This window comes from uncultured Piscinibacter sp. (assembly GCF_937952055.1).
Classification (GTDB): Bacteria; Pseudomonadota; Gammaproteobacteria; order Burkholderiales; family Burkholderiaceae_C; genus Piscinibacter.
This window is the reverse complement of record NZ_CALFYO010000031.1, coordinates 1-19,069: the sequence shown is the minus strand read 5'-3', so window position 1 is coordinate 19,069 and position 19,069 is coordinate 1. Positions and strand designations below refer to the sequence as shown.

At 68.6% G+C, this 19,069-nt stretch carries 15 protein-coding genes; 7 read left to right on the top strand and 8 right to left on the bottom strand.

What is annotated here, in order from left to right; translation table 11 throughout:
* Positions 1-5: 5 nt before the first annotated feature.
* The 3 genes from Q0599_RS22260 to Q0599_RS22250 all read right to left on the bottom strand — a co-directional run bounded on the left by Q0599_RS22260 (position 6) and on the right by Q0599_RS22250 (position 2,947).
* Positions 6-422 carry a DUF971 domain-containing protein gene (locus Q0599_RS22260; protein WP_298834644.1) on the bottom strand — a complete coding sequence of 139 codons (417 nt, stop codon included), beginning with the start codon at positions 420-422 and terminating at the stop codon, positions 6-8.
* 78 nt (positions 423-500) lie between these two features.
* Positions 501-962, bottom strand: coding sequence for an HIT family protein (locus Q0599_RS22255; protein WP_298834643.1), 462 nt, complete (start codon positions 960-962; stop codon positions 501-503).
* Positions 963-976: 14 nt separating this feature from the next.
* Positions 977-2,947: a diguanylate cyclase gene (locus tag Q0599_RS22250; RefSeq protein ID WP_298834642.1), complete on the bottom strand. Its 1,971-nt coding sequence runs from the start codon at positions 2,945-2,947 to the stop codon at positions 977-979.
* 119 nt (positions 2,948-3,066) lie between these two features.
* On the opposite strand from Q0599_RS22250, the gene Q0599_RS22245 reads away from it, so the two are divergent.
* A complete protein-coding gene (locus tag Q0599_RS22245) occupies positions 3,067-4,035 on the top strand; it encodes a tripartite tricarboxylate transporter substrate binding protein (protein ID WP_298834641.1) in 969 nt (322 codons plus the stop codon).
* Positions 4,036-4,108: 73 nt separating this feature from the next.
* On the opposite strand, the gene Q0599_RS22240 is transcribed toward Q0599_RS22245, so the two are convergent.
* Positions 4,109-7,990 (bottom strand): FAD/FMN-binding oxidoreductase, encoded by a 3,882-nt coding sequence (locus Q0599_RS22240; protein WP_298834640.1) that lies wholly within the window; start codon positions 7,988-7,990, stop codon positions 4,109-4,111.
* A gap of 248 nt (positions 7,991-8,238) precedes the next feature.
* Between Q0599_RS22240 and ugpB the strand changes: the two genes are divergently transcribed.
* From ugpB to ugpQ, 5 genes are all read left to right on the top strand, one after another.
* Positions 8,239-9,552 carry a sn-glycerol-3-phosphate ABC transporter substrate-binding protein UgpB gene (gene ugpB, locus Q0599_RS22235; protein ID WP_298834638.1) on the top strand — a complete coding sequence of 438 codons (1,314 nt, stop codon included), beginning with the start codon at positions 8,239-8,241 and terminating at the stop codon, positions 9,550-9,552.
* A gap of 88 nt (positions 9,553-9,640) precedes the next feature.
* The gene (gene ugpA, locus Q0599_RS22230; RefSeq protein ID WP_298834636.1) at positions 9,641-10,528 is read left to right on the top strand and encodes a sn-glycerol-3-phosphate ABC transporter permease UgpA; all 888 of its coding nucleotides are present in this window, start codon (positions 9,641-9,643) and stop codon (positions 10,526-10,528) included.
* 81 nt (positions 10,529-10,609) lie between these two features.
* The gene (gene ugpE, locus Q0599_RS22225) at positions 10,610-11,461 is read left to right on the top strand and encodes a sn-glycerol-3-phosphate ABC transporter permease UgpE (RefSeq protein WP_298834634.1); all 852 of its coding nucleotides are present in this window, start codon (positions 10,610-10,612) and stop codon (positions 11,459-11,461) included.
* A gap of 20 nt (positions 11,462-11,481) precedes the next feature.
* Positions 11,482-12,552, top strand: a complete 1,071-nt coding sequence (locus tag Q0599_RS22220; RefSeq protein ID WP_298834632.1) for a sn-glycerol-3-phosphate import ATP-binding protein UgpC — start codon at positions 11,482-11,484, stop codon at positions 12,550-12,552.
* A 20-nt stretch (positions 12,553-12,572) separates the two neighbouring features.
* Complete coding sequence (gene ugpQ, locus Q0599_RS22215) at positions 12,573-13,337, top strand: glycerophosphodiester phosphodiesterase (RefSeq protein ID WP_298834630.1); 765 nt, start codon at positions 12,573-12,575, stop codon at positions 13,335-13,337.
* Here the strand turns inward: ugpQ and Q0599_RS22210 are convergent.
* Positions 13,323-13,925: a GNAT family N-acetyltransferase gene (locus tag Q0599_RS22210; protein WP_298834628.1), complete on the bottom strand. Its 603-nt coding sequence runs from the start codon at positions 13,923-13,925 to the stop codon at positions 13,323-13,325. The genes ugpQ and Q0599_RS22210 overlap by 15 nt on opposite strands.
* Positions 13,926-13,944: 19 nt before the next feature.
* Positions 13,945-15,306 carry an MFS transporter gene (locus tag Q0599_RS22205; RefSeq protein ID WP_298834626.1) on the bottom strand — a complete coding sequence of 454 codons (1,362 nt, stop codon included), beginning with the start codon at positions 15,304-15,306 and terminating at the stop codon, positions 13,945-13,947.
* 492 nt (positions 15,307-15,798) lie between these two features.
* On the opposite strand from Q0599_RS22205, the gene Q0599_RS22200 reads away from it, so the two are divergent.
* The gene (locus tag Q0599_RS22200) at positions 15,799-16,611 is read left to right on the top strand and encodes a hypothetical protein (RefSeq protein ID WP_298834624.1); all 813 of its coding nucleotides are present in this window, start codon (positions 15,799-15,801) and stop codon (positions 16,609-16,611) included.
* On the opposite strand, the gene argJ is transcribed toward Q0599_RS22200, so the two are convergent.
* The gene (gene argJ / locus Q0599_RS22195) at positions 16,589-17,818 is read right to left on the bottom strand and encodes a bifunctional glutamate N-acetyltransferase/amino-acid acetyltransferase ArgJ (RefSeq protein ID WP_298834622.1); all 1,230 of its coding nucleotides are present in this window, start codon (positions 17,816-17,818) and stop codon (positions 16,589-16,591) included. The two genes, Q0599_RS22200 and argJ, sit on opposite strands and share 23 nt — an antisense overlap.
* Positions 17,819-17,843: 25 nt before the next feature.
* A partial coding sequence (locus Q0599_RS22190) for an SEC-C metal-binding domain-containing protein (protein WP_298834620.1) occupies positions 17,844-19,069 on the bottom strand: 1,226 nt, incomplete at its 5' end.

The window sequence follows — 19,069 nt, the reverse complement described above, 5'->3', positions numbered from 1 at the left end:
CCCGATCAATGGTGATGGCCGCAACCCGACGCGGCGGCGCCGGGCATCGGCGCGTCGCGATCCATCCCGGCCTCGCGCAGCCGTTCCTCGTAGCGCTCCCACAGCTGCATCTGCTGCGAGCCGAGACGGTAGAGGTAGTCCCAGGAGAAGATGCCCGAGTTGTGGCCATCGCTGAAGGTCGGCTGGATGGCGTAGTTGCCCACTGGCTCGATCTCGGTGAGTTCGACCTCGCGCTTGCCGGTCTGCAGCACTTCCTGGCCGGGACCGTGGCCCTGCACCTCGGCCGACGGCGAGTAGATGCGCATCAGCTCGAAGGGAATGCGGAACGTCTGCCCGTCGGAGAAACCGACCTCGAGCACGCGCGATTGCTGGTGCACCGTGATGTTGGTGGGCTGGGGAGTGTCGGAGCTGAGACCGGCCATGGACGAGAGAGGTGTTGACGGGGCCGCCGCAGTGTATCCAAGCGCCTGTCGCGATGCGATCAGGGACTTTGATACCCGTCAGTCACGCGCAGCAAGCGCCTCTGCCACGCGTGCGTCGAGCTCGGACAGTGACAGGCCCAGCCGCACCAGCGCCCCGCCTGCCACCTCGCGCTGGCGCGGGCCCCATACCGGCTGCGGAAAGTGGCTGTCCCACTCGAAGCGCGCGATCACGTGCCAGTGCAGGTGCGGCACCATGTTGCCGAGCGCAGCGAGGTTGATCTTGGTCGGGTGCAGCTGTTCGATGAGCACGCGTTCGACCGTGCAGACGAGGTCCATGCAACGCTGCCGCTCGGGGGCGAGCAGTGCGGAGAACTCGCCCACGTGGTGGCGCGCGATGACACGGTAGAAGGCCGGAAAGTCGGCGTCCTCGGCACGGATCACGCGCCAGGTGCCGTCCTGCCAGAGCGGCACGCCGCCGTGTTCGCGGCACAGCAAGCAACCGGGCCGGGCATCGGCGGCGGGCTCGAATTCCTGCACCATGCGACGACTCGCGATCAGGCCGAGACGGGCAGCTTCGCCCCTTCGGCGTCGCGCCCTTCCGTGCCGCCGCGCACGGCGCCGCTCCTGCGCCCGCGCGGCCCGTGGCGCAGCGAATCGCGTCCACCGGCCTTGGCGCGGTAGAGCTGGCGGTCGGCCTCCTCGACGAGCGCCTCCACCGACTCGACCTCGTCCGACAATGCCGCGGCACCCATGGACAGCGTGATGCCGTGCGGCTGCTTGAGCCCGTGGATGGGTCGCTCCGCAAGCTGCTTGCGCAAGCGCTCGAACAGCGCAGGCAACTCGTCCACGGCCGTGCCCGGCATGACGAACAGCCATTCGTCGCCGCCCCAGCGGCCCAAGCGCTCCTGACCCCGCAACACCTCGCTGGCCGCCTCGGCGAAGGCGCGCAGCACACGATCGCCGGCAGCGTGGCCGCTGGTGTCGTTGACCTGCTTGAAGTGATCGAGGTCCACCAGCGCCACGCTGAGCTCCAGGCCGAGCCGGCGGCACAGGTCAAACTGCTCCTGGGCGAATGCGAGCACCGCGCGGCGGTTGGGCATGCCGGTGAGCTCATCGCGCAGTACCAGGTCGGCGAGCTGCCGACGGCGCGCCAGCGCACGCATGCCGAACCAGAACGCGGCCGCCAGCAGCCCGGCCAGCGCAGCCAGCGCTGCCCACAGTGCCTGCTGTTGCGCCTCGCGGGCCTGCAGCGCGAGTCGGTCGGCTTCGGCGCGGTGGCGCAAGTCGGCGAGTTCGGCTTCGCGGCGCGCGATCTCGTAGCGCGCCTGCAGGCGCAACACCTGCGTGTCGCGGATCGACTGCTGACCCTGTTCCACCGCCTGTGTCGAGCGCTGCAGCTCGGCGTAGGCCTGCGCGTACAGCCCCTGCGAGGCATAGCCGGCGGCCATGCGCTGCGCCAGCCGGGCGCGCTCGCGCGCCGGCAGGACCAGTCGGTCCAGCGCGCGCGCCCTGTCGATCTGCGGCAGCACCTCGGCCCGCTTGAGCTTGGCCAGGGCCTCGATGATCAGGCCGTGCGCATTCGCCAGCCGTGCCGGCGCCTCGCCGGATTGCAGCGACGGCAGCACCCCGCGCACCAGCTCGAGCACATGCGTCGGCTCGCCCTGCGCCAGGCGCAGCGCGGCGAGATCCAGCGTGACGATGGCCTCGCCGGTGACATCGCCGATCTCGCGGCTGCGCGCCAGCGAGGCCTCGAAGAATCGCGCTGCCTTCTCGCCCTGGCCAAGGCGCGCCAGCGTGTTGCCGAGTTCCCACTCGATCCAGCCACGCTGGAAGCGCGCCGGCTGCACTCCCAGCACCTCGAGCGCGCGCTCGAAGTAGCGCTCGGCGGGCGCCTTGCCCGACAACGAACTGGCCATGCCGCCCATGGCGATGAGCGCCGAGGTCTCGATGTGCAGTTGGCCGAGCTTGCGGCCGCAACGCTCGGTCTCCTCGGCCACACGCCAGGCTTCGTCCAGCGCGTGTGTGTCACGCAGCAGGAAGAGGTCTCCCACCGAGATCTCGCACAGCAGGTACTCGTCGCCCAGCGGCACCGCAGCGCGGCGCAGTTCCACGCTGCGAGGGATCAGCCTGGCGGAATCTTCGCTGCGGAACAGCGCGCCGATCGCGTAGGCCTCGAGCCAAAGGTGATGGCGCGGCGTCGCGGTGGGCACGCGGCCGAGGCGGGCGCGTGCCTCGTCGACGGCGCGCTGCGCGGCGCTGGGCTGGTCGAGCAGTGTGTACACGCCGGCCTTGCCGAGCAGGCGCCAGAAACGGGACTCGGAGTCCAGCGTGTCGAGTGTCGCATCGGCCAGCGCCAGGGCCTCGTGCGGGTCGTCGAGCGACCGCACGAGGACAGGGCGCAGTGCCTCGGATAGCGCTGGCGCGGCGACCCCGCTGCCGAAGGCACCCATGCCCAGCAGCCAGACCGCGCCGGCGGCGAGGCGGCGCAGGCCGGCGCCTGGCGGGGAACGAAAGGTCAGCTGCATGGCTCGGCCGCTATTGTCGCCCCGGCGCGGCCGCCCCGGAACCGTCGTGCGCCGCGAGGCGCTCCCGCTAAGATGCCCGCCTCCCCTCAGACTCGTGCCTTCACGTCATGACCCTTGCCTTGACCCGCCGCACCCTCGCCGGCCTCGGCCTCGTGGCCGCCCTCTTGCCGCTGCACGCTCTCGCCCAGAGCTGGCCGGCGAAGCCGATCCGTTGGGTGGTGGCCTACCCCGCCGGCGGCGGTTCCGACTTCCTCGCTCGGCAGCTGTCGCCGCAGTTGTCCAAGCAGCTCGGCCAGACCATCGTCATCGACAACCGACCCGGCGCGGCCGGCATCATCGGCACCGACAATGCCGCCAAGTCACCGCCCGACGGCTACACGATCGTCACCGGCGACAACGGCGCGATGGTGTTCCACGAGGCGATGTACAAGAAGATCCCCTATGCACCGAGCGACCTTGCGCCGGTCGGCTTCATGGCGCGCTTTCCACTGATCCTGGCGGTCAACCCGGACGCCGGCTTCAGCAGCGGCCGACAGCTGCTCGACGCGCTGAAGCAGAACCCGGGCAAGTACAGCTACGCCTCGCCGGGCATCGGCAGCCCGCACCACCTCGGCATGGAACTGCTGAAGGACCGCACCCAGAGCTTCGTCGTGCACGTGCCCTACCGCGGCACCGCGCTGGCGATCCAGGACGTGATCTCCGGCCAGGTGCCGATGATGGTGCTGGATACCGCCGCCGGGCTGCCGCAGATCCGTGCCGGCAAGGTGAAGGCCCTGGTCGTGATGTCGAGAAAGCGCATCCCCTCGCTGCCCGACGTGCCGACGCTCGACGAGCTCGGCGTGAAGGACTTCGAAGTCACGGCCTGGCAGGGCCTGTTCGTGCCCAAGGGCACGCCGGCGGACATCGTCGGCCGACTGACCGCCGAGATGAACAAGGCGATCAGCACGCCGGAGGTGAAGGCCAGGCTCGAGGACTTCGGCCTTGAGGTGCTGCCGGGCGACGGGCCGGCACTGGCCACGTTCATCCAGAAGGAGACCACCTTCTGGCACGCGCTCATCAAGGAGCGCAAGCTCTCCGCGGAGCAGTGAGTCCGGCGCCGCGCAGGCGGCGCTGGCCGCGCCCGGTGCGCGCGCGCTCGCCCGTGCGGCCGCTCCGCGCCTGCTAGACGAGCACGCGCTCGATGCCGCCGCCGTTGGCACGCTCGACGTAGTCGGGCAGCCAGTCGGGGCCGAGGATGCGGTTGGCCATCTCGACGACGATGTAGTCGGCCTCGAGCAGGCCGTTGTCGAGGTCGCCGGTGTAGCGGCTCAGGCCCTGCAGGCAGCTCGGGCAGGAGGTGAGGATCTTCAGGTCGCCCTTCGCCGGCACGGCTCCGCTCGAGCGCAGCGCGGCTTCGTCCCGGCGCAGCTCCTCTTCCTTGCGGAAGCGGATCTGCGTGGAAATGTCCGGACGCGACACGCCCAGCGTGCCGCTCTCGCCGCAGCAGCGCTCGCTCTTGCGGACGTTCTCGCCGACCAGCGCCTTCACCGTCTTCATCGGTTCGCGCAGCTTCATGGGGCTGTGGCAGGGGTCGTGGTAGAGATAGCCGCCCGCGCCCTGCCCCGCCTCCAGCGTGATGCCCTTTTCGAGCAGGTACTCGTGGATGTCGACGATGCGGCAGCCGGGGAAGATCTCTTCGAACTTGTAGCCCTGCAGCTGGTCGTAGCAGGTGCCGCAGCTGACCACCACGGTCCTGATGTCGAGGTAGTTCAGCGTGTTGGCGACCCGGTGGAACAGCACCCGGTTGTCGGTGATCATCTTCTCCGCGCGGTCGAACTGGCCGCTGCCGCGCTGCGGGTAGCCGCAGCATAGGTAGCCGGGCGGCAGCACCGTCTGCACGCCGGCGTGCCAGAGCATCGCCTGGGTGGCCAGGCCGACCTGCGAGAACAGCCGCTCCGAGCCGCAGCCGGGAAAGTAGAACACCGCCTCGGTGTCGGCGCTGGTCGTCTTCGGATCGCGGATGATCGGGACGTAGTCCTTGTCCTCGATGTCGAGCAGCGCGCGCGCTGTGCGCTTCGGCAGCCCGCCCGGCATCTTCTTGTTGATGAAGTGGATCACCTGCTCCTTGATCGGTGCCGCGCCCACCGTGGCCGGCGGCGCGGCGGTCTGCTTGTTTGCCAGGCCGCGCAGCAGGTTGTTGGCGAAGCGCTGTACCTTGAAGCCCACGTCGACCATCGCAGTACGCATCAGCTTGATGGTCTGCGGGTGGGTCGCGTTGAGGAAGAACATCGCTGCGGCGTTGCCGGGGCGGAAGCTCTTCTGGCCCATCTTGCGCAGCAGATTGCGCATGTTCATCGACACGTCGCCGAAGTCGATCTTCACCGGGCAAGGCGACAGGCACTTGTGGCAGACGGTGCAGTGGTCGGCCACGTCCTCGAACTCCTGCCAGTGCGCGAGGCTGATGCCGCGGCGCGTCTGCTCCTCGTAGAGGAAGGCCTCGATGAGCAGCGAGGTGGCGAGGATCTTGTTGCGCGGGCTGTACAGCAGGTTGGCGCGCGGCACATGCGTGGCGCACACCGGCTTGCACTTGCCGCAGCGCAGGCAGTCCTTGACCGAGTCGGCGATCTGGCCGATGTCGCTCTGCTGCATGATCAGCGACTCGTGGCCCATCAGGCCGAAGCTCGGCGTGTACGCATTGGTCAGGTCGGCCCGGAGGCTCTCGCTGCGCAGCAGCTTGCCCTTGTTGAAGCTGCCTTCCGGATCGACCCTGCGCTTGTACTCGGTGAAGCCGGCGAGTTCCGCGTCGCTGAGGAACTCGAGCTTGGTGATGCCGATGCCGTGCTCGCCGGAGATCACGCCGTCGAGCCGCCGCGCCAGCGCCATGATGCGGCCGACCGCCTCGTGCGCAGTCTGCAGCATCTCGTAGTTGTCGCTGTTGACCGGGATGTTGGTGTGCACGTTGCCGTCGCCGGCGTGCATGTGCAGCGCCACCCAGACCCGGCCCTTGAGCACGCGGTCGTGGATCCTCTGGCATTCGGCGACGATCGGCTCGAGCGCCGCACCGGCGAAGATGTTCTGCAGGCCGCTGCGGATCTGCGTCTTCCAAGAGGCGCGCAGCGTGTGGTCCTGAAGGTCGGCGAAGACGGTTCGGCCCGTGTCCGCTTGCACGGTGTCGAGCTGATCCATCCATCGCTGCCACAGCGCACGCACCTCGCGCAGCAGGCCGAGGGCCTGCTGCACGCGGTCCTCGAGCAGTTCGGCGCTGGCGATCTCGCCGGCATCGTCGCTCTTGCCCAGCGGCAGGTTGCCTTCGACGAAGAAGGCCTCCAGCGCATCCACCATCGCCAGCTTGTTGCGCAGCGACAGCTCGATGTTGATGCGCTCGATCCCTTCCGTGTACTCGCCCATGCGCGGCAGCGGGATGACCACGTCCTCGTTGATCTTGAAGGCGTTGGTGTGCCTGCTGATCGCCGCGGTGCGCTTGCGGTCGAGCCAGAACTTCTTGCGCGCATCGGCGCTCACCGCGACGAACCCCTCACCGGCGCGGCTGTTGGCGATGCGCACGATTTCGCTGGTGGCACGCGCCACCGCATCGGCGTCGTCGCCCGCGATGTCGCCGACCAGCACCATCTTCGGCAGGCCGCCGCGCTTGCTCTTGGTCGCGTAGCCCACCGCCTTCAGGTAGCGGTCGTCGAGGTGCTCCAGTCCTGCGAGGATCGCACCGCCCTGTTTCGCCTCGGCGAACATGAAGTCCTTGATCTCGACGATCGAAGGCACCGCGTCGCGCGCATTGCCGAAGAACTCCAGGCACACCGTGCGCGTGTGCGCCGGCATGCGGTGCACCACCCAGCGCGCCGAAGTGATGAGGCCGTCGCAGCCTTCCTTCTGGATGCCCGGCAGGCCGGCCAGGAACTTGTCGGTGACGTCCTTGCCCAGACCTTCCTTGCGGAAGCTGCCGCCGGGGATGTCGAGCCGCTCGGTGCGCACTGGCGTCTTGCCGTCGGCAGCGAAATAGCGCAGTTCGAAGCTCGCCGTCTCCACGTCGTGGATCTTGCCGAGGTTGTGGTTCAACCGCACCACCTCCAGCCACTGCGCCTGCGGCGTGACCATGCGCCAGGAGGCCAGGTTGTCCAGCGCCGTGCCCCACAGCACCGCCTTCTTGCCGCCGGCGTTCATGGCGATGTTGCCGCCGACGCAGGAGGCCTCGGCCGAGGTCGGATCGACAGCGAAAACGTGGCCGGCGCGCTCGGCGGCATCGGCCACGCGTTGCGTGACCACGCCGGCCTCGGTCCACACCGTGGCCACCGGCCGGTCCACGCCGGGCAGCGCAACCATCTCGACCTCGCTCATCGACTCGAGCTTCTCGGTGTTGATGACGGCGCTGTTCCAGGTCAGCGGCACGGCGCCTCCTGTGTAGCCGGTGCCGCCTCCGCGCGGGATGATGGTCAGCCCGAGTTCGATGCAGCCCTTGACCAGTGCAGCCATCTCCGCCTCGGTGTCGGGCGTCAACACGACGAAGGGGTACTCGACGCGCCAGTCGGTCGCGTCGGTCACGTGAGCCACCCGCGACAGGCCGTCGAACTTGACGTTGTGCTTGGCCGTGATGCGGCCGAGGACACGCGTCACGCGCCTGCGCAAGTCGGCCATCTCGTCGAACTGGCGCTCGAAGCGCTCGACCGCCGAGCGCGCCGACTCGAGCAGTTCGCCGACGAAGGCGTCGCGCTCGCCGTCGGCCTGAGGAGCGCGGCGCGCCTCGATGGCGCGCAGCCGGTGATGCAGCGCCTCGATCAGCGCCGCGCGGCGCCTCGGGTTGTCGAGCAGATCGTCCTGCAGATAGGGGTTGCGCTGAACCACCCAGATGTCGCCCAGCACCTCGTACAGCATGCGCGCCGAACGGCCGGTACGGCGCTCCTCGCGCAGCCTGTTGAGCACCTCCCAGGCCCGCGCACCGAGCAGCCGGATGACGATCTCGCGGTCGGAGAACGAGGTGTAGTTGTAGGGAATTTCGCGCAGGCGCGGGGCGAGCCCTTGCGCCGCCGTGCCGGCGCTGGCGACGGCGGCCATGTGGGTCAGGGAAGCGGGTGCGTTCATCGGAGCCGGGGGCGCGGCGGCCCCCGTGTTGGCACTTGAGGAGCAATCGTAGCGCAGTGCAGCATTTCTCCCGCCGGCCCGGGCAAGCGGCACCGACGGCGCGGCGGGTTATCCCCGTTGCCGCGCCGCGGCAGGGAGCCGATAAACGCGCCTGTCACAAACCGCGAAGACACTGCCCGGCTGGCCCACGAGGCCCGTCACGAAACCCTCACGGAGCTGTCATGAAGACCACCCGACGCGCCCTCGGCGCATTCGCAATCGCCGCTGCCGCCGCGTGGCCCGCCCACGCCCAGACAGAAATCCATTGGTGGCACTCGATGACCGGCGGCTTGAACGACTGGGTCACCGACCTGGCCAACGGCTTCAACGCCAGCCAGAAGCACTACAAGGTCGTGCCCACCTACAAGGGACAGTACGACGAGTCGATGACCGCCGCCATCGCCGCCTTCCGCGCCGGCAACGCGCCGCACATCCTGCAGGTCTTCGAGGTCGGCACTGCCACCATGATGGCCAGCAAGGGCGCCATCGTGCCGGTGGGCAAGGTGCTGGCCGACGCCGGTCACAAGTTCGATGCCAAGGCCTACATTCCCGCGGTGGTGGGCTACTACACCGCGCCGAACGGACAGATGCTCAGTTTCCCGTTCAACAGCTCGACCACGGTGCTCAACTACAACAAGGACGCCTTCCGCAAGGCCGGCCTCGACCCGAACAAGCCGCCTGCCACCTGGCCCGAGCTGGTCTCGGCCGCGGCGAAGCTGAAGGCTTCGGGCTTCGCCTGCCCGTTCACCACCAGCTGGCAAAGCTGGACGCAGCTGGAGAGCTTCTCGACCTGGCACAACACGCTGTTCGCCACGCAGAACAATGGCTTTGGCGGCACCAGCGGCCGGCTCGCGTTCAACAGCCCGCTGCACGTGCGCCACATCGAGAACCTGGCCAACATGGCCAAGCAGGGCCTGTTCCACTACCGTGGGCGCAACAACCTCGGCGACGCGCCGTTCTACTCGGGCGAGTGCGCGATGGCCACCGCGTCGTCGTCGACCTACGCAAGCATCAAGAAGAACGCCAAGTTCGAGTTCGGCATCGCACCCTTGCCCTACTACCCTGACGTGCCCGGCGCACCGCAGAACACCGTCATCGGCGGCGCCTCGCTGTGGGTCATGTCGGGCAAGAAGGCGCCCGAGTACAAGGGCGTGGCCGCATTCTTCAACTACCTGACGAACGCCGAGATCCAGGCCAAGAGCCACCAGCGCACCGGCTACCTGCCGGTCACCATGGCCTCGTTCGAGCTGACCGAGAAGTCGGGCTTCTACAAGCAGAACCCGGGCACCGACACCGCGGTGAACCAGATGATCCGCAAGACCACCGTCAAGTCGCGCGGCATCCGCCTGGGCAACTTCGTGCAGATCCGCGCCATCGTCGACGAGGAGCTCGAACAGGTCTGGGCGGGTAAGAAGGGTGCGAAGGAGGCGCTGGACAGCGCAGTGAAGCGGGGCAACGAACTGCTCCAACGGTTCGAGAAGGCGAACAAGTCCTGACGGACTTGTTCGCCTTGCGGCAGACATGTCGGCACCTCACCCCGTCCCTCCCCGCCCAGCGGGGAGGGCCAACCTCGATTAGGTTCCCTTGGCCTCCGAGAAGCGCGTCGTCTTCCGTTCCGGATGGCTGCCCTGGGCGCTGCTCGCGCCCCAGGTGGCGGTCATCGCGGTGTTCTTCTTCTGGCCGGCGGGCCAGGCGCTGTTGCAGTCCTTCCAGCAGTCCGACGCCTTCGGCAGCTCGACCGAATGGGTTGGCCTGGAGAACTTCGCCAATCTCTGGAACGATCCGACCTACCTCGCCTCGTTCGAGACCACCGCGGTGTTCTCCGTGCTGGTGGCCGGCCTGGGCATCGCGATCTCGCTGCTGCTGGCGGTGTTTGCCGACCGCGTGGTGCGCGGCACCATGGTCTACCGCACGCTGCTGATCTGGCCCTATGCGGTGGCGCCAGCGGTGGCCGGCGTGCTGTGGCTGTTCATGTTCGCGCCCTCGATCGGGATCGTCTCGTATGCGCTGCGCAGCTTGGGGCTGGAGTGGAACCACCTGCTCAACAGTGGACAGGCAATGGCGCTGATCGTGATGGCCGCGGTGTGGAAGCAGATCTCCTACAACTTCCTGTTCTTCCTCGCCGGATTGCAGAGCATCCCGAAGAGCCTGATCGAGGCCGCGGCGATCGACGGCGCGCGGCCCTGGCGGCGCTTCTGGACGATCCAGTTCCCGCTGCTCTCGCCGACCACCTTCTTCCTCTTCGTGATCAACGTGGTCTACGCCTTCTTCGACACCTTCGCGATCGTCGACGCGGCGACGCAGGGCGGCCCGGGCAAGGACACCGCGATCCTCGTCTACAAGGTCTACTACGACGGTTTCAAGGCACTCGACCTGGGCTCGTCGGCGGCGCAGTCGGTGGTGCTGATGGCGATCGTCGTCGCGCTGACGGTGGTGCAGTTCCGCTTCGTCGAGAAGAAGGTGACCTACTGATGAGTGCCCCCCAGTCGCCTTCGGCTCCTGCCCCGGAGGGGCGCCACTTCGGCTTGGGACGGCCCGGCGCCGGAGCCTGACATGGTCGAACGCCGCCCCACCCTCGGCATCCTGGCGCACCTCGTGCTGCTGCTCGGCGTGGCCGTCGTGGCCTTTCCGCTGTACGTCACCTTCGTCGCCTCGACGCAGACGGCCGAGGAGATCCTGCAAGCGCCGATGTCCCTGGTGCCCGGCAGCCACATCGTCGACAACTACCTCGCCGCGCTGAAGGGCACGGCCATGGGCGCGGCGTCGAACGCGCCGGTAGGCCGCATGATGATGGTCAGCCTGATCACCGCGCTGGTCATCGCGCTCGGCAAGATCGCCATTTCGCTGCTGTCGGCCTTCGCGATCGTCTACTTCCGCTTCCCGCTGCGCGGCTTCTTCTTCTGGGCGATCTTCGTCACGCTGATGCTTCCGGTGGAGGTGCGCATCGGGCCGACGTACGAGGTGGTCGCCGGCCTCGGCATGCTCAACACCTATGCCGGCCTGACCGTGCCCCTGATCGCTTCGGCCACCGCCACCTTCCTGTTCCGGCAGTTCTTCTTGACCGTGCCCGACGAGCTCGTCGAGGCGGCGCGCATCGACGGCGCAGGCCCGATGCGATTCTTCAAGGACGTGCTGGTGCCGCTGTCGGCGACCTCGATCGCGGCGCTGTTCGTCATCCAGTTCATTTACGGCTGGAACCAGTACCTCTGGCCGCTGCTGGTGACCACCGACGAGAGCATGTACCCGGTGGTGATCGGCATCAAGCGCATGATCAGCGGTGGCGATGCGGCGACCGACTGGAACATCGTGATGGCCACTGCGGTGCTGGCGATGATCCCGCCGGCACTGGTGGTGCTGCTCATGCAGAAGTGGTTCGTCAAGGGCCTGGTCGACACCGAAAAGTAGAACGCAGAAGAAAGACAGACATGGGCGCGATCAGCATCCGCAAGGTCGTCAAGCGCTACGGCCACGGCCCGAAGGCCAACCAGGTGATCCACGGCGTCGACGCCGAGATCGCCGACGGCGAGTTCATCGTCATCGTCGGGCCCTCGGGCTGCGGCAAGAGCACGCTGCTGCGCATGGTCGCCGGACTGGAAGAGATCAGCGGTGGCGAGATCGCCATCGCCGGGCGGATCGTCAACGACGTCGAACCCTCCGAGCGCGACATCGCCATGGTGTTCCAGAACTACGCGCTCTATCCGCACATGTCGGTGTTCGAGAACATGGCCTACGGCCTGAAGATCGCCAAGCTTCCGGTGGCCGAGATCAAGGCGCGCGTCGACAAGGCGGCGGCGATCCTGCAGCTCGAGCCCTACTTGAAGCGAAAACCGAGGGAGCTCTCCGGCGGGCAGCGTCAGCGCGTGGCCATGGGTCGGGCCATCGTGCGCCAGCCCGAGGTGTTCCTCTTCGACGAACCCCTGTCCAACCTCGATGCCAAGCTGCGCGCGCAGACTCGGCTCGAGATCCAGAAACTGCATGCCGAGTTGGGCGTCACGTCCCTATTCGTCACCCACGACCAGGTCGAGGCGATGACGCTGGCGCAGCGCATGATCGTCATGAACGCCGGGCGCATGGAGCAGATCGGCACGCCGGAGGAGGTCTACGCGCGGCCGGCCACCACCTTCGTCGCCGGCTTCATCGGCTCGCCGCCGATGAACCTCGTTCCCGGCCATGCCGATGGCTCGCGCCTCACGGTCGACGGCCAGCAGCTGCCGCTGCCTGCGGCGGCGCCGCGTTCCGGCGAGTTGATCGTCGGCCTGCGTCCGGAGCATGCGACGCTGAAACCCGCGGGAGTACCCGGCTGGCCTTTCAAGGTGGAGATGAGCGAGATGCTCGGCGCCGAGCGTCTGGTGCACGGCACGCTGGGCGGCACGCTCTTCACCGTGCGCGTCGACGCCACGCAGGCAGCGCCCCGCATCGGCGACACGCTCACGCTGCAGGGCCCGGCCGAACACCTGCACTGGTTCGACGCCGCCACGCATCGGCGCATCGGCTGAGCCGGCAGAGGATCACGGCCATGAGCGCCTGGCCCTACCCCTTGTGGATCGCCCACCGCGGCGCCGGCAAACTGGCGCCGGAGAACACGCTGGCGGCCTTCCGCGTCGGCGCGGCGCACGGCTACCGCGCCTTCGAGTGCGACGTGAAGCTCAGCGCCGACGGCGTGCCCTTTCTGCTGCACGACACCACGCTGCAGCGCACCACACCGGCACGCGGTGCGGCTGGCGATCGCCCCTGGAGCGAGCTGTCGCGGCTGGACGCCGGCGGCTGGCATGGCCGCGCCTACGCCGGCGAGCCGATTCCCAGCCTGGAGGCGATTGCCGCGTACTGCCTGCGCAACGGCTTCGCGTTGAACATCGAGATTAAGCCGACGCCCGGCCAGGAACTGGAGACGGGCCGCGCAGTGGCCCGCGAGGCCGCACGGCTGTGGGCGGCGAACCGCGGCGATGCTGGCGTGCCGCCGCTGCTCAGTTCCTTCCGTCCCGAGGCGCTGCAGGGTGCGCGCGAGACAGCGCCCGCGTTGCCGCGTGCTCTTCTGCTGGACACGTTGTGGAGCGGCTGGTTCGAGGTCGCGAGGGCGATCGACTGCTCGGCCTGCGTGACGAACCACGGCCTCATGGACGAGGCGCTCATGGCTCAGTTGCGGGCGGCGAAGATGCGCGCGCTCGTCTACACGGTGAATGACGCCGCCGAAGCGCAGCGCCTGGTGCGCCTGGGCATCGACGGCATCATCACCGACGCCGTCGACAAGTTCTCGCCCGCCGCGCGTTCAGTGCTGGATTGAGCCGAGCGGTTCCTCGATGCCGCGCACCCGCGCATACACGCGGGTGCTGCGCACCTCACCGGAGACTGCGACGCTGTCGCCGCGCAGCAGCGCCTCCATCGTGAAGCCGGCGCGCTCGGCCACCTTCCAGCTCGCCGCGTTCGCATCGTCGGTGCGGATCTCCACCCGCCGCGCGCCCAGTCGATCGAAGGCGAAGCGCGAGAGGGCGCGTGCGGCTTCCGTGACATAACCACGCCCGCCGCAACCGCTGCGACGCCAGTAGCCGATCTCGAAGCTGCGCAGCGTCCAGTCGATGCGATGCAGCCCGGCACCGCCGATGAAGCGGCCCTCGCGGCCGAGCATGTCGCGCTCGAAGATGAGCATCGCCAGTTCTTCGCGCAGCATGTAGTGCGCCTGCATGCGCCGGCAATAGGCCTCCGACTCGTCGAGGCTCTTCGTCGGCTTCGCCCACGGCATCCAGGGTTTCAGCTCGGACAGCGTCTCGCGCTCGGCCTCGTTGACCAGTGCGCCATCGCCAGGTTGTGGGCAGCGCAGCAGGAGTCGCTCCGTCTCGATCCGTTCGGGCACCTCGATCAGCACCGGGTCCATCGTTCGTTCTCCTTGTCCTTCATCGGGAAGGCTGCGGCACGATGCCGGCGGACTCGGCACCCACCCAGTCGTCGTCGTGCTCGGGGGTGGGCAGCTCGCGCAGGTCGCGGATCACCGGCACCCGCGAGGCCACCGCCGCCAGCAGCAGTGCCGTGCCGCCGGCGAAGCCGAGCGAGGCGCGCAGGCCGAGGTGCTCACCCAGCCAGCCGCCGAGCAGCGCGCCCGGACCGGCGGGAATGAGGATCAACCAGCGCATCGTGCTCGTCATGCGGCCGAGCAGCGGCTCGGGCGTGACCGCTTGGCGCAGCGCCAGGAAGTTGATGAACACCAGCACTGCGCCGGCCGAGAACATCAGCAGCATGAGTGCGAAAGCGGCCACGCCGTAGCGGTTGGCCGGCGCCAGCGCGAGCATCGCCCAGCCGGCCCCGCAGACCGCGAAGCCGAGCGTGAGGCAGCGACCCGGTCCGAGCCGGCGGCTGATGCGGTTGCCGTACACGCTCGCCACGATGGTGCCGAGGCCCATGCCCATGTAGCTCAGGCCCACGGCCTGCTCGGACAGGCCCAGCGTGCGTGTGGCGAAGAGGATCTGCACGACGATCGCCGCGTGGTGGCACATCTGCCAGACACCCACCGCGCAGGCCAGCGCGACGAGCAGATGGTGGCGCGCGACGAAGCGCACGCCCGTCTTCAGATCCCGCCAGAAATGTGCGTCGTGGCGGACCAGCCGCTCCTCGTTGACGACGATGCCACGCAGGATCGCCGCGGAGACGAGCAGCAGCACGGCGTCGACGAGCAGCGCGAGCGGCGCGCCGACCAGCTTGATCAGCGCACCGGCGAAACCGGGCCCAGCCACCTCGGCGCCCGAGGTCGCGAGCGCGTTCTTCGCGTGCGCCTCGACGAGTCGCTCGCGCGCCACCACCTGCGTGAGCACGATCTGTGCGGCCGATCCCGCCGTCGTGTAGACGGTGCCGATGACGAAGCCGACGACGTACAGCCAGGTCATGCTCAACCCGCCCAGCCACCAGGCCAGTGGCACGCTGGCGACGACGAGCGAGAGCGCGCTCTCGCCGATCACGTAGACCGGCAGCTTGCGCACGCGGTCCAGCCACACGCCGGAGGGCAGCGAGAAGAGCACGAAAGGCACGATCTCCATGGCCGTCAGCAGGCCCATCTGCGTCGGCGTGGCGTGCAGCAGCACGGCGGCAGTGAGCGGCAGGGCGAGCATCGTCACCTGCCCGCCGAACGAGCTGATCAGGATCGAGGTCCACAGGCGCCGGTAGGTGGCCTGGCGCAACAGGTCCTCGCGCGGCAGCAGGCCATCGAGCCAGCGCACCAACCGGATCAGCGCCCCCTCCTTCAGACTCAGCAGCCATTGCGTCATGGTTGCGTCCCCTCGTGCTCGTTCGTCGGGCACCGGTGGGCACCCTGATGGGTCGGTCGACCCGATGTGGCGAGGGAATCGAAGATCCCGATCTCCCCGCCGGATCTCTCGGCGGGGCCTCGGTGGAGGCGGGAAGCCGAGAGGCCTAGAAGGCGGCGAACACCCGATCGATCGGGCGGTTCACGGCGCACGGGTCAGCGGGCAGTACCGCCGGCCAGCGCGATCGCAAGGCCGCCATGGACCATGCGCCGCCCAACGCGAACGCGCCGGGACCGGCGTGTGGCGAATGGAGGCGTGCGTGGTTCATGGGCGCTGCTCAAGCTGTTGTCCTGAAATGCTAGCAGCGAGTTCGCAGCGCGCGCAATGCGGCAAACGTGGGGTGTCGCGACGCGATACCCGCCGTGGCACGCACGGCATCGCCTCGCCGCACGCTTGCGCGCTGCGCTCCTTCCCGGGCAGCATGCCGCCATCGCCGAATCGCCTGGAGTTTGCATGCGCCACGCCGCCACGTCGCCCGCACCGTCCCGCCGCCGCCTCGGCCGCGAACGGGTGCTGCCGGTGCTCGGCGTGCTGCTCGCGCTCGCACTGATCGTCCACGGACCGATCCCTCAGTGGGCCGCCTACCATGCGTTCGCCGACCGGCGGGCGCTCTTCGGCGTTCCGAACGCTGCCGACGTGCTGAGCAATCTGCCCTTCGGAGTGATCGGACTGTGGGCGCTGTGGACCTCACGCGGCCAGCCCATCCGCGAGGCCTCGCTCGCCTGGGCCGCCTTCGCGCTGGCACTGATCGGCACGGCGGCCGGTTCGGCCACCTACCACTGGGCGCCGACGAATGCATTGCTGGCCTTCGACCGCCTGCCGATTGCCTGGGCCTGCGCGGCGCTGACCTGCGCTTTCCTCGCCGAGCGAGTCGACGCACGCTGGGCCGGGCCCGGTGCGCTCGGGGCCGCGTTGACCATCGCCAGTGCCTCGGTGGCGCTGTGGTGGTGGAGTGAAGCGGCCGGCCGCAGCGATCTGCGCGCCTACCTGTACGTGCAGTTTCTGCCCATGCTCCTCGTGCCGGCCGGCCTGCTGCTGCGGCTGCCGCGACGCTCGGCCGCCGCGGTGGCCGATGCCGGCTGGTGGGGCGTGCTCGCCGGCTACATCCTGGCCAAGGCCTTCGAACTGGCCGACCAGGCGGTGCTGGAGCACATCGGCCTGGTGAGCGGCCACACCCTGAAGCATCTGGTCGCCGCCGCCGCCGCGGCCTGGCTCTTGCACGCCGCACGGCGTGCCGCGAAGTTCAGCTGCGGTAGTCCGCGTTGATCTTCACGTAGTCGACGCTCAGGTCGCAGGTCCACACCGTGGCGTGTGCCTTGCCTCGGTTGAGGTCGACACGAACGATGATCTCCGGCTGCTTCATGACGCGAGCGCCGTCTTCCTCGCGGTACTCGGGCCGGCGGCCACCTCGGTGCACCACGTGCACGTCGTCGAGGAAGAGGTCGATGGTCGACTGGTCGAGGTCGGCGATGCCGGCGTAGCCCACCGCAGCGAGGATGCGCCCGAGATTGGGATCGCTGGCGAAGAAGGCTGTCTTCACCAGCGGCGAGTGTGCAATCGCGTAGGCTGCCTGACGGCACTCTTCCTTGGTGCGGCCACCATCGACGCGCACCGTGATGAACTTGGTGGCGCCCTCGCCGTCGCGCACGATCGCCTGAGCCAGTTGCTGTGCCACCGCGAACAGCGCCTCGCGGAAGGCGGCCCCGTCCGGCGACTCGGCCTGCGCGACCGGCGTGTTGCCGGCCTGGTGCGTGGCGATCAGCACGAAAGAATCGTTGGTCGAGGTGTCGCCGTCGATGGTGATGCGGTTGAACGATCGATCCGCCGCCTCGCGCACCAGCTCCTGCATGAGCGGCGGGGCGATCGCGGCGTCGGTGGCGATGAAGCCGAGCATCGTCGCCATGTTCGGTCGGATCATGCCGGCGCCCTTGCTGATGCCGGTGATGGTGACGGTCCTGCCGCCGATCGTCAGCTGCCGAGATGCGGCCTTGGGCAGCGTGTCGGTGGTCATGATCGCCTCGGCAGCGAGCGCCCAGTTCGCCGCCTTCGCGTCGGCCAGCGCCGCGGGCAGTGCGGCCTCGATCCGGTCGTTGGGCAGCGTCTCCATGATCACGCCGGTGGAGAACGGCAGCACCTGCTCGCTGGCCACGTCCATCTGCCTGCCCAGCGCCGCGCAGGTGGAGCGCGCACGTGCCAGGCCGTCGGCACCGGTGCCGGCGTTGGCATTGCCGGTATTGACGACGATCGCGCGGATGCCCAGGCCCGCCGCCAGGTGCTCGCGGCACACCTGCACCGGCGCGGCGCAGAACCGGTTCTGCGTGAACACGCCCGCCACCGACGAGCCCGCGGCGAGCTTCACGACCAGCACGTCGCGCCGGTTGGCCTTGCGCACCCCGGCCATCGCGACGCCCAGTTCGACACCGGCCACCGGGTGAAGGTCCGCAGGATGGGGGGCGCTCAGGTTGACGGGCATGGGGTGCTCCGGGTGACGACGCGGTTCAGGCCAGCTTGCCGTGGCACTGCTTGTACTTCTTGCCGCTGCCGCAAGGGCAGGGATCGTTGCGTCCCACCTTGGGCACCTGCGCCACCATCGTCGCCGGGTCGGCCTCCTCGGACACCGAGCCGTCCTCGTTCGGATGCGTGTAGGTGACGTTTTGGACGCGCTCCGCCCGCTCCTCGATCGCCTCGGCCGCCTCCAGCGCTTCTTCCTGGCTCTGGATGCGCACCGTCATCATGACCCGGGTGACTTCCATCTTCACCACATCGAGCAGTTGCGAGAACAGCTCGAAAGCCTCGCGCTTGTACTCCTGCTTCGGGTTCTTCTGCGCGTAGCCGCGCAAGTGGATGCCCTGGCGCAGGTAGTCCAGCGCCGCGAGGTGCTCGCGCCAGTGCGTGTCGATCGACTGCAGCAGCACCATGCGCATGAACGGCGTGAACTGCTCGACCCCGACACGCTCGAGCTTGTCGGCGAAGTGCGCGTCGGCGGCCTTGACCACCTTTTCGACGATGTCCTCGTCGGTGATGCTGCTGCTCTTGTCGACTTCGGCGACCAGCGGCACTTCGAGCTGCCATTCCTCGCGCAGCACCTTCTCCAGGCCGGGCAGGTCCCACTGTTCCTCGACGCTCTCGGCCGGCACGAAAGTGCGCACCACCTCGGCCATGGTGGCCGCACGCAGGTTGCCGATCTGCTCGGTCAGGCTCTCGGCTTCGAGGATCTCGTTGCGCTGCTGGTAGATGACCTTGCGCTGGTCGTTCGAGACGTCGTCGTACTCCAGCAGCTGCTTGCGGATGTCGAAGTTGCGCGCCTCGACCTTGCGCTGCGCGCTCTCGATGCTGCGTGTCACGATGCCGGCCTCGATGGCCTCGCCGTCGGGCATCTTCAGCCGGTCCATGATGGCGCGCACGCGGTCGCCCGCGAAGATGCGCATGAGCGGGTCGTCCAGCGAGAGGTAGAAGCGCGACGAGCCCGGATCGCCCTGCCGTCCCGAGCGGCCGCGCAGCTGGTTGTCGATGCGCCGCGACTCGTGGCGCTCGGTGGCGATGATGCGCAGGCCACCCTGCGCCTTCACCGCGTCGTGCAGGCTCTGCCATTCGTCCTGAAGCTGCTTGGCGCGCGCCGCCTTCTCCTCGGCGGGAATCGCCTCGTCGGCATCGAGGAACTTGATCTGGTTCTCGACATTGCCGCCGAGCACGATGTCGGTGCCGCGGCCGGCCATGTTGGTGG

Excerpts from the sequence above, each read along its gene's own strand:
- Q0599_RS22260 (WP_298834644.1), bottom strand. The coding sequence starts at position 422 with ATGGCCGGTCTCAGCTCCGACACTCCCCAGCCCACCAACATCACGGTG.
- Q0599_RS22255 (WP_298834643.1), bottom strand. The coding sequence starts at position 962 with ATGGTGCAGGAATTCGAGCCCGCCGCCGATGCCCGGCCCGGTTGCTTG.
- Q0599_RS22250 (WP_298834642.1), bottom strand. The coding sequence starts at position 2,947 with ATGCAGCTGACCTTTCGTTCCCCGCCAGGCGCCGGCCTGCGCCGCCTC.
- Q0599_RS22240 (WP_298834640.1), bottom strand. The coding sequence starts at position 7,990 with ATGGCCGCCGTCGCCAGCGCCGGCACGGCGGCGCAAGGGCTCGCCCCG.
- ugpB (WP_298834638.1), top strand. The coding sequence starts at position 8,239 with ATGAAGACCACCCGACGCGCCCTCGGCGCATTCGCAATCGCCGCTGCC.
- ugpE (WP_298834634.1), top strand. The coding sequence starts at position 10,610 with ATGGTCGAACGCCGCCCCACCCTCGGCATCCTGGCGCACCTCGTGCTG.
- Q0599_RS22220 (WP_298834632.1), top strand. The coding sequence starts at position 11,482 with ATGGGCGCGATCAGCATCCGCAAGGTCGTCAAGCGCTACGGCCACGGC.
- ugpQ (WP_298834630.1), top strand. The coding sequence starts at position 12,573 with ATGAGCGCCTGGCCCTACCCCTTGTGGATCGCCCACCGCGGCGCCGGC.
- Q0599_RS22210 (WP_298834628.1), bottom strand. The coding sequence starts at position 13,925 with ATGGACCCGGTGCTGATCGAGGTGCCCGAACGGATCGAGACGGAGCGA.
- Q0599_RS22205 (WP_298834626.1), bottom strand. The coding sequence starts at position 15,306 with ATGACGCAATGGCTGCTGAGTCTGAAGGAGGGGGCGCTGATCCGGTTG.
- Q0599_RS22200 (WP_298834624.1), top strand. The coding sequence starts at position 15,799 with ATGCGCCACGCCGCCACGTCGCCCGCACCGTCCCGCCGCCGCCTCGGC.
- argJ (WP_298834622.1), bottom strand. The coding sequence starts at position 17,818 with ATGCCCGTCAACCTGAGCGCCCCCCATCCTGCGGACCTTCACCCGGTG.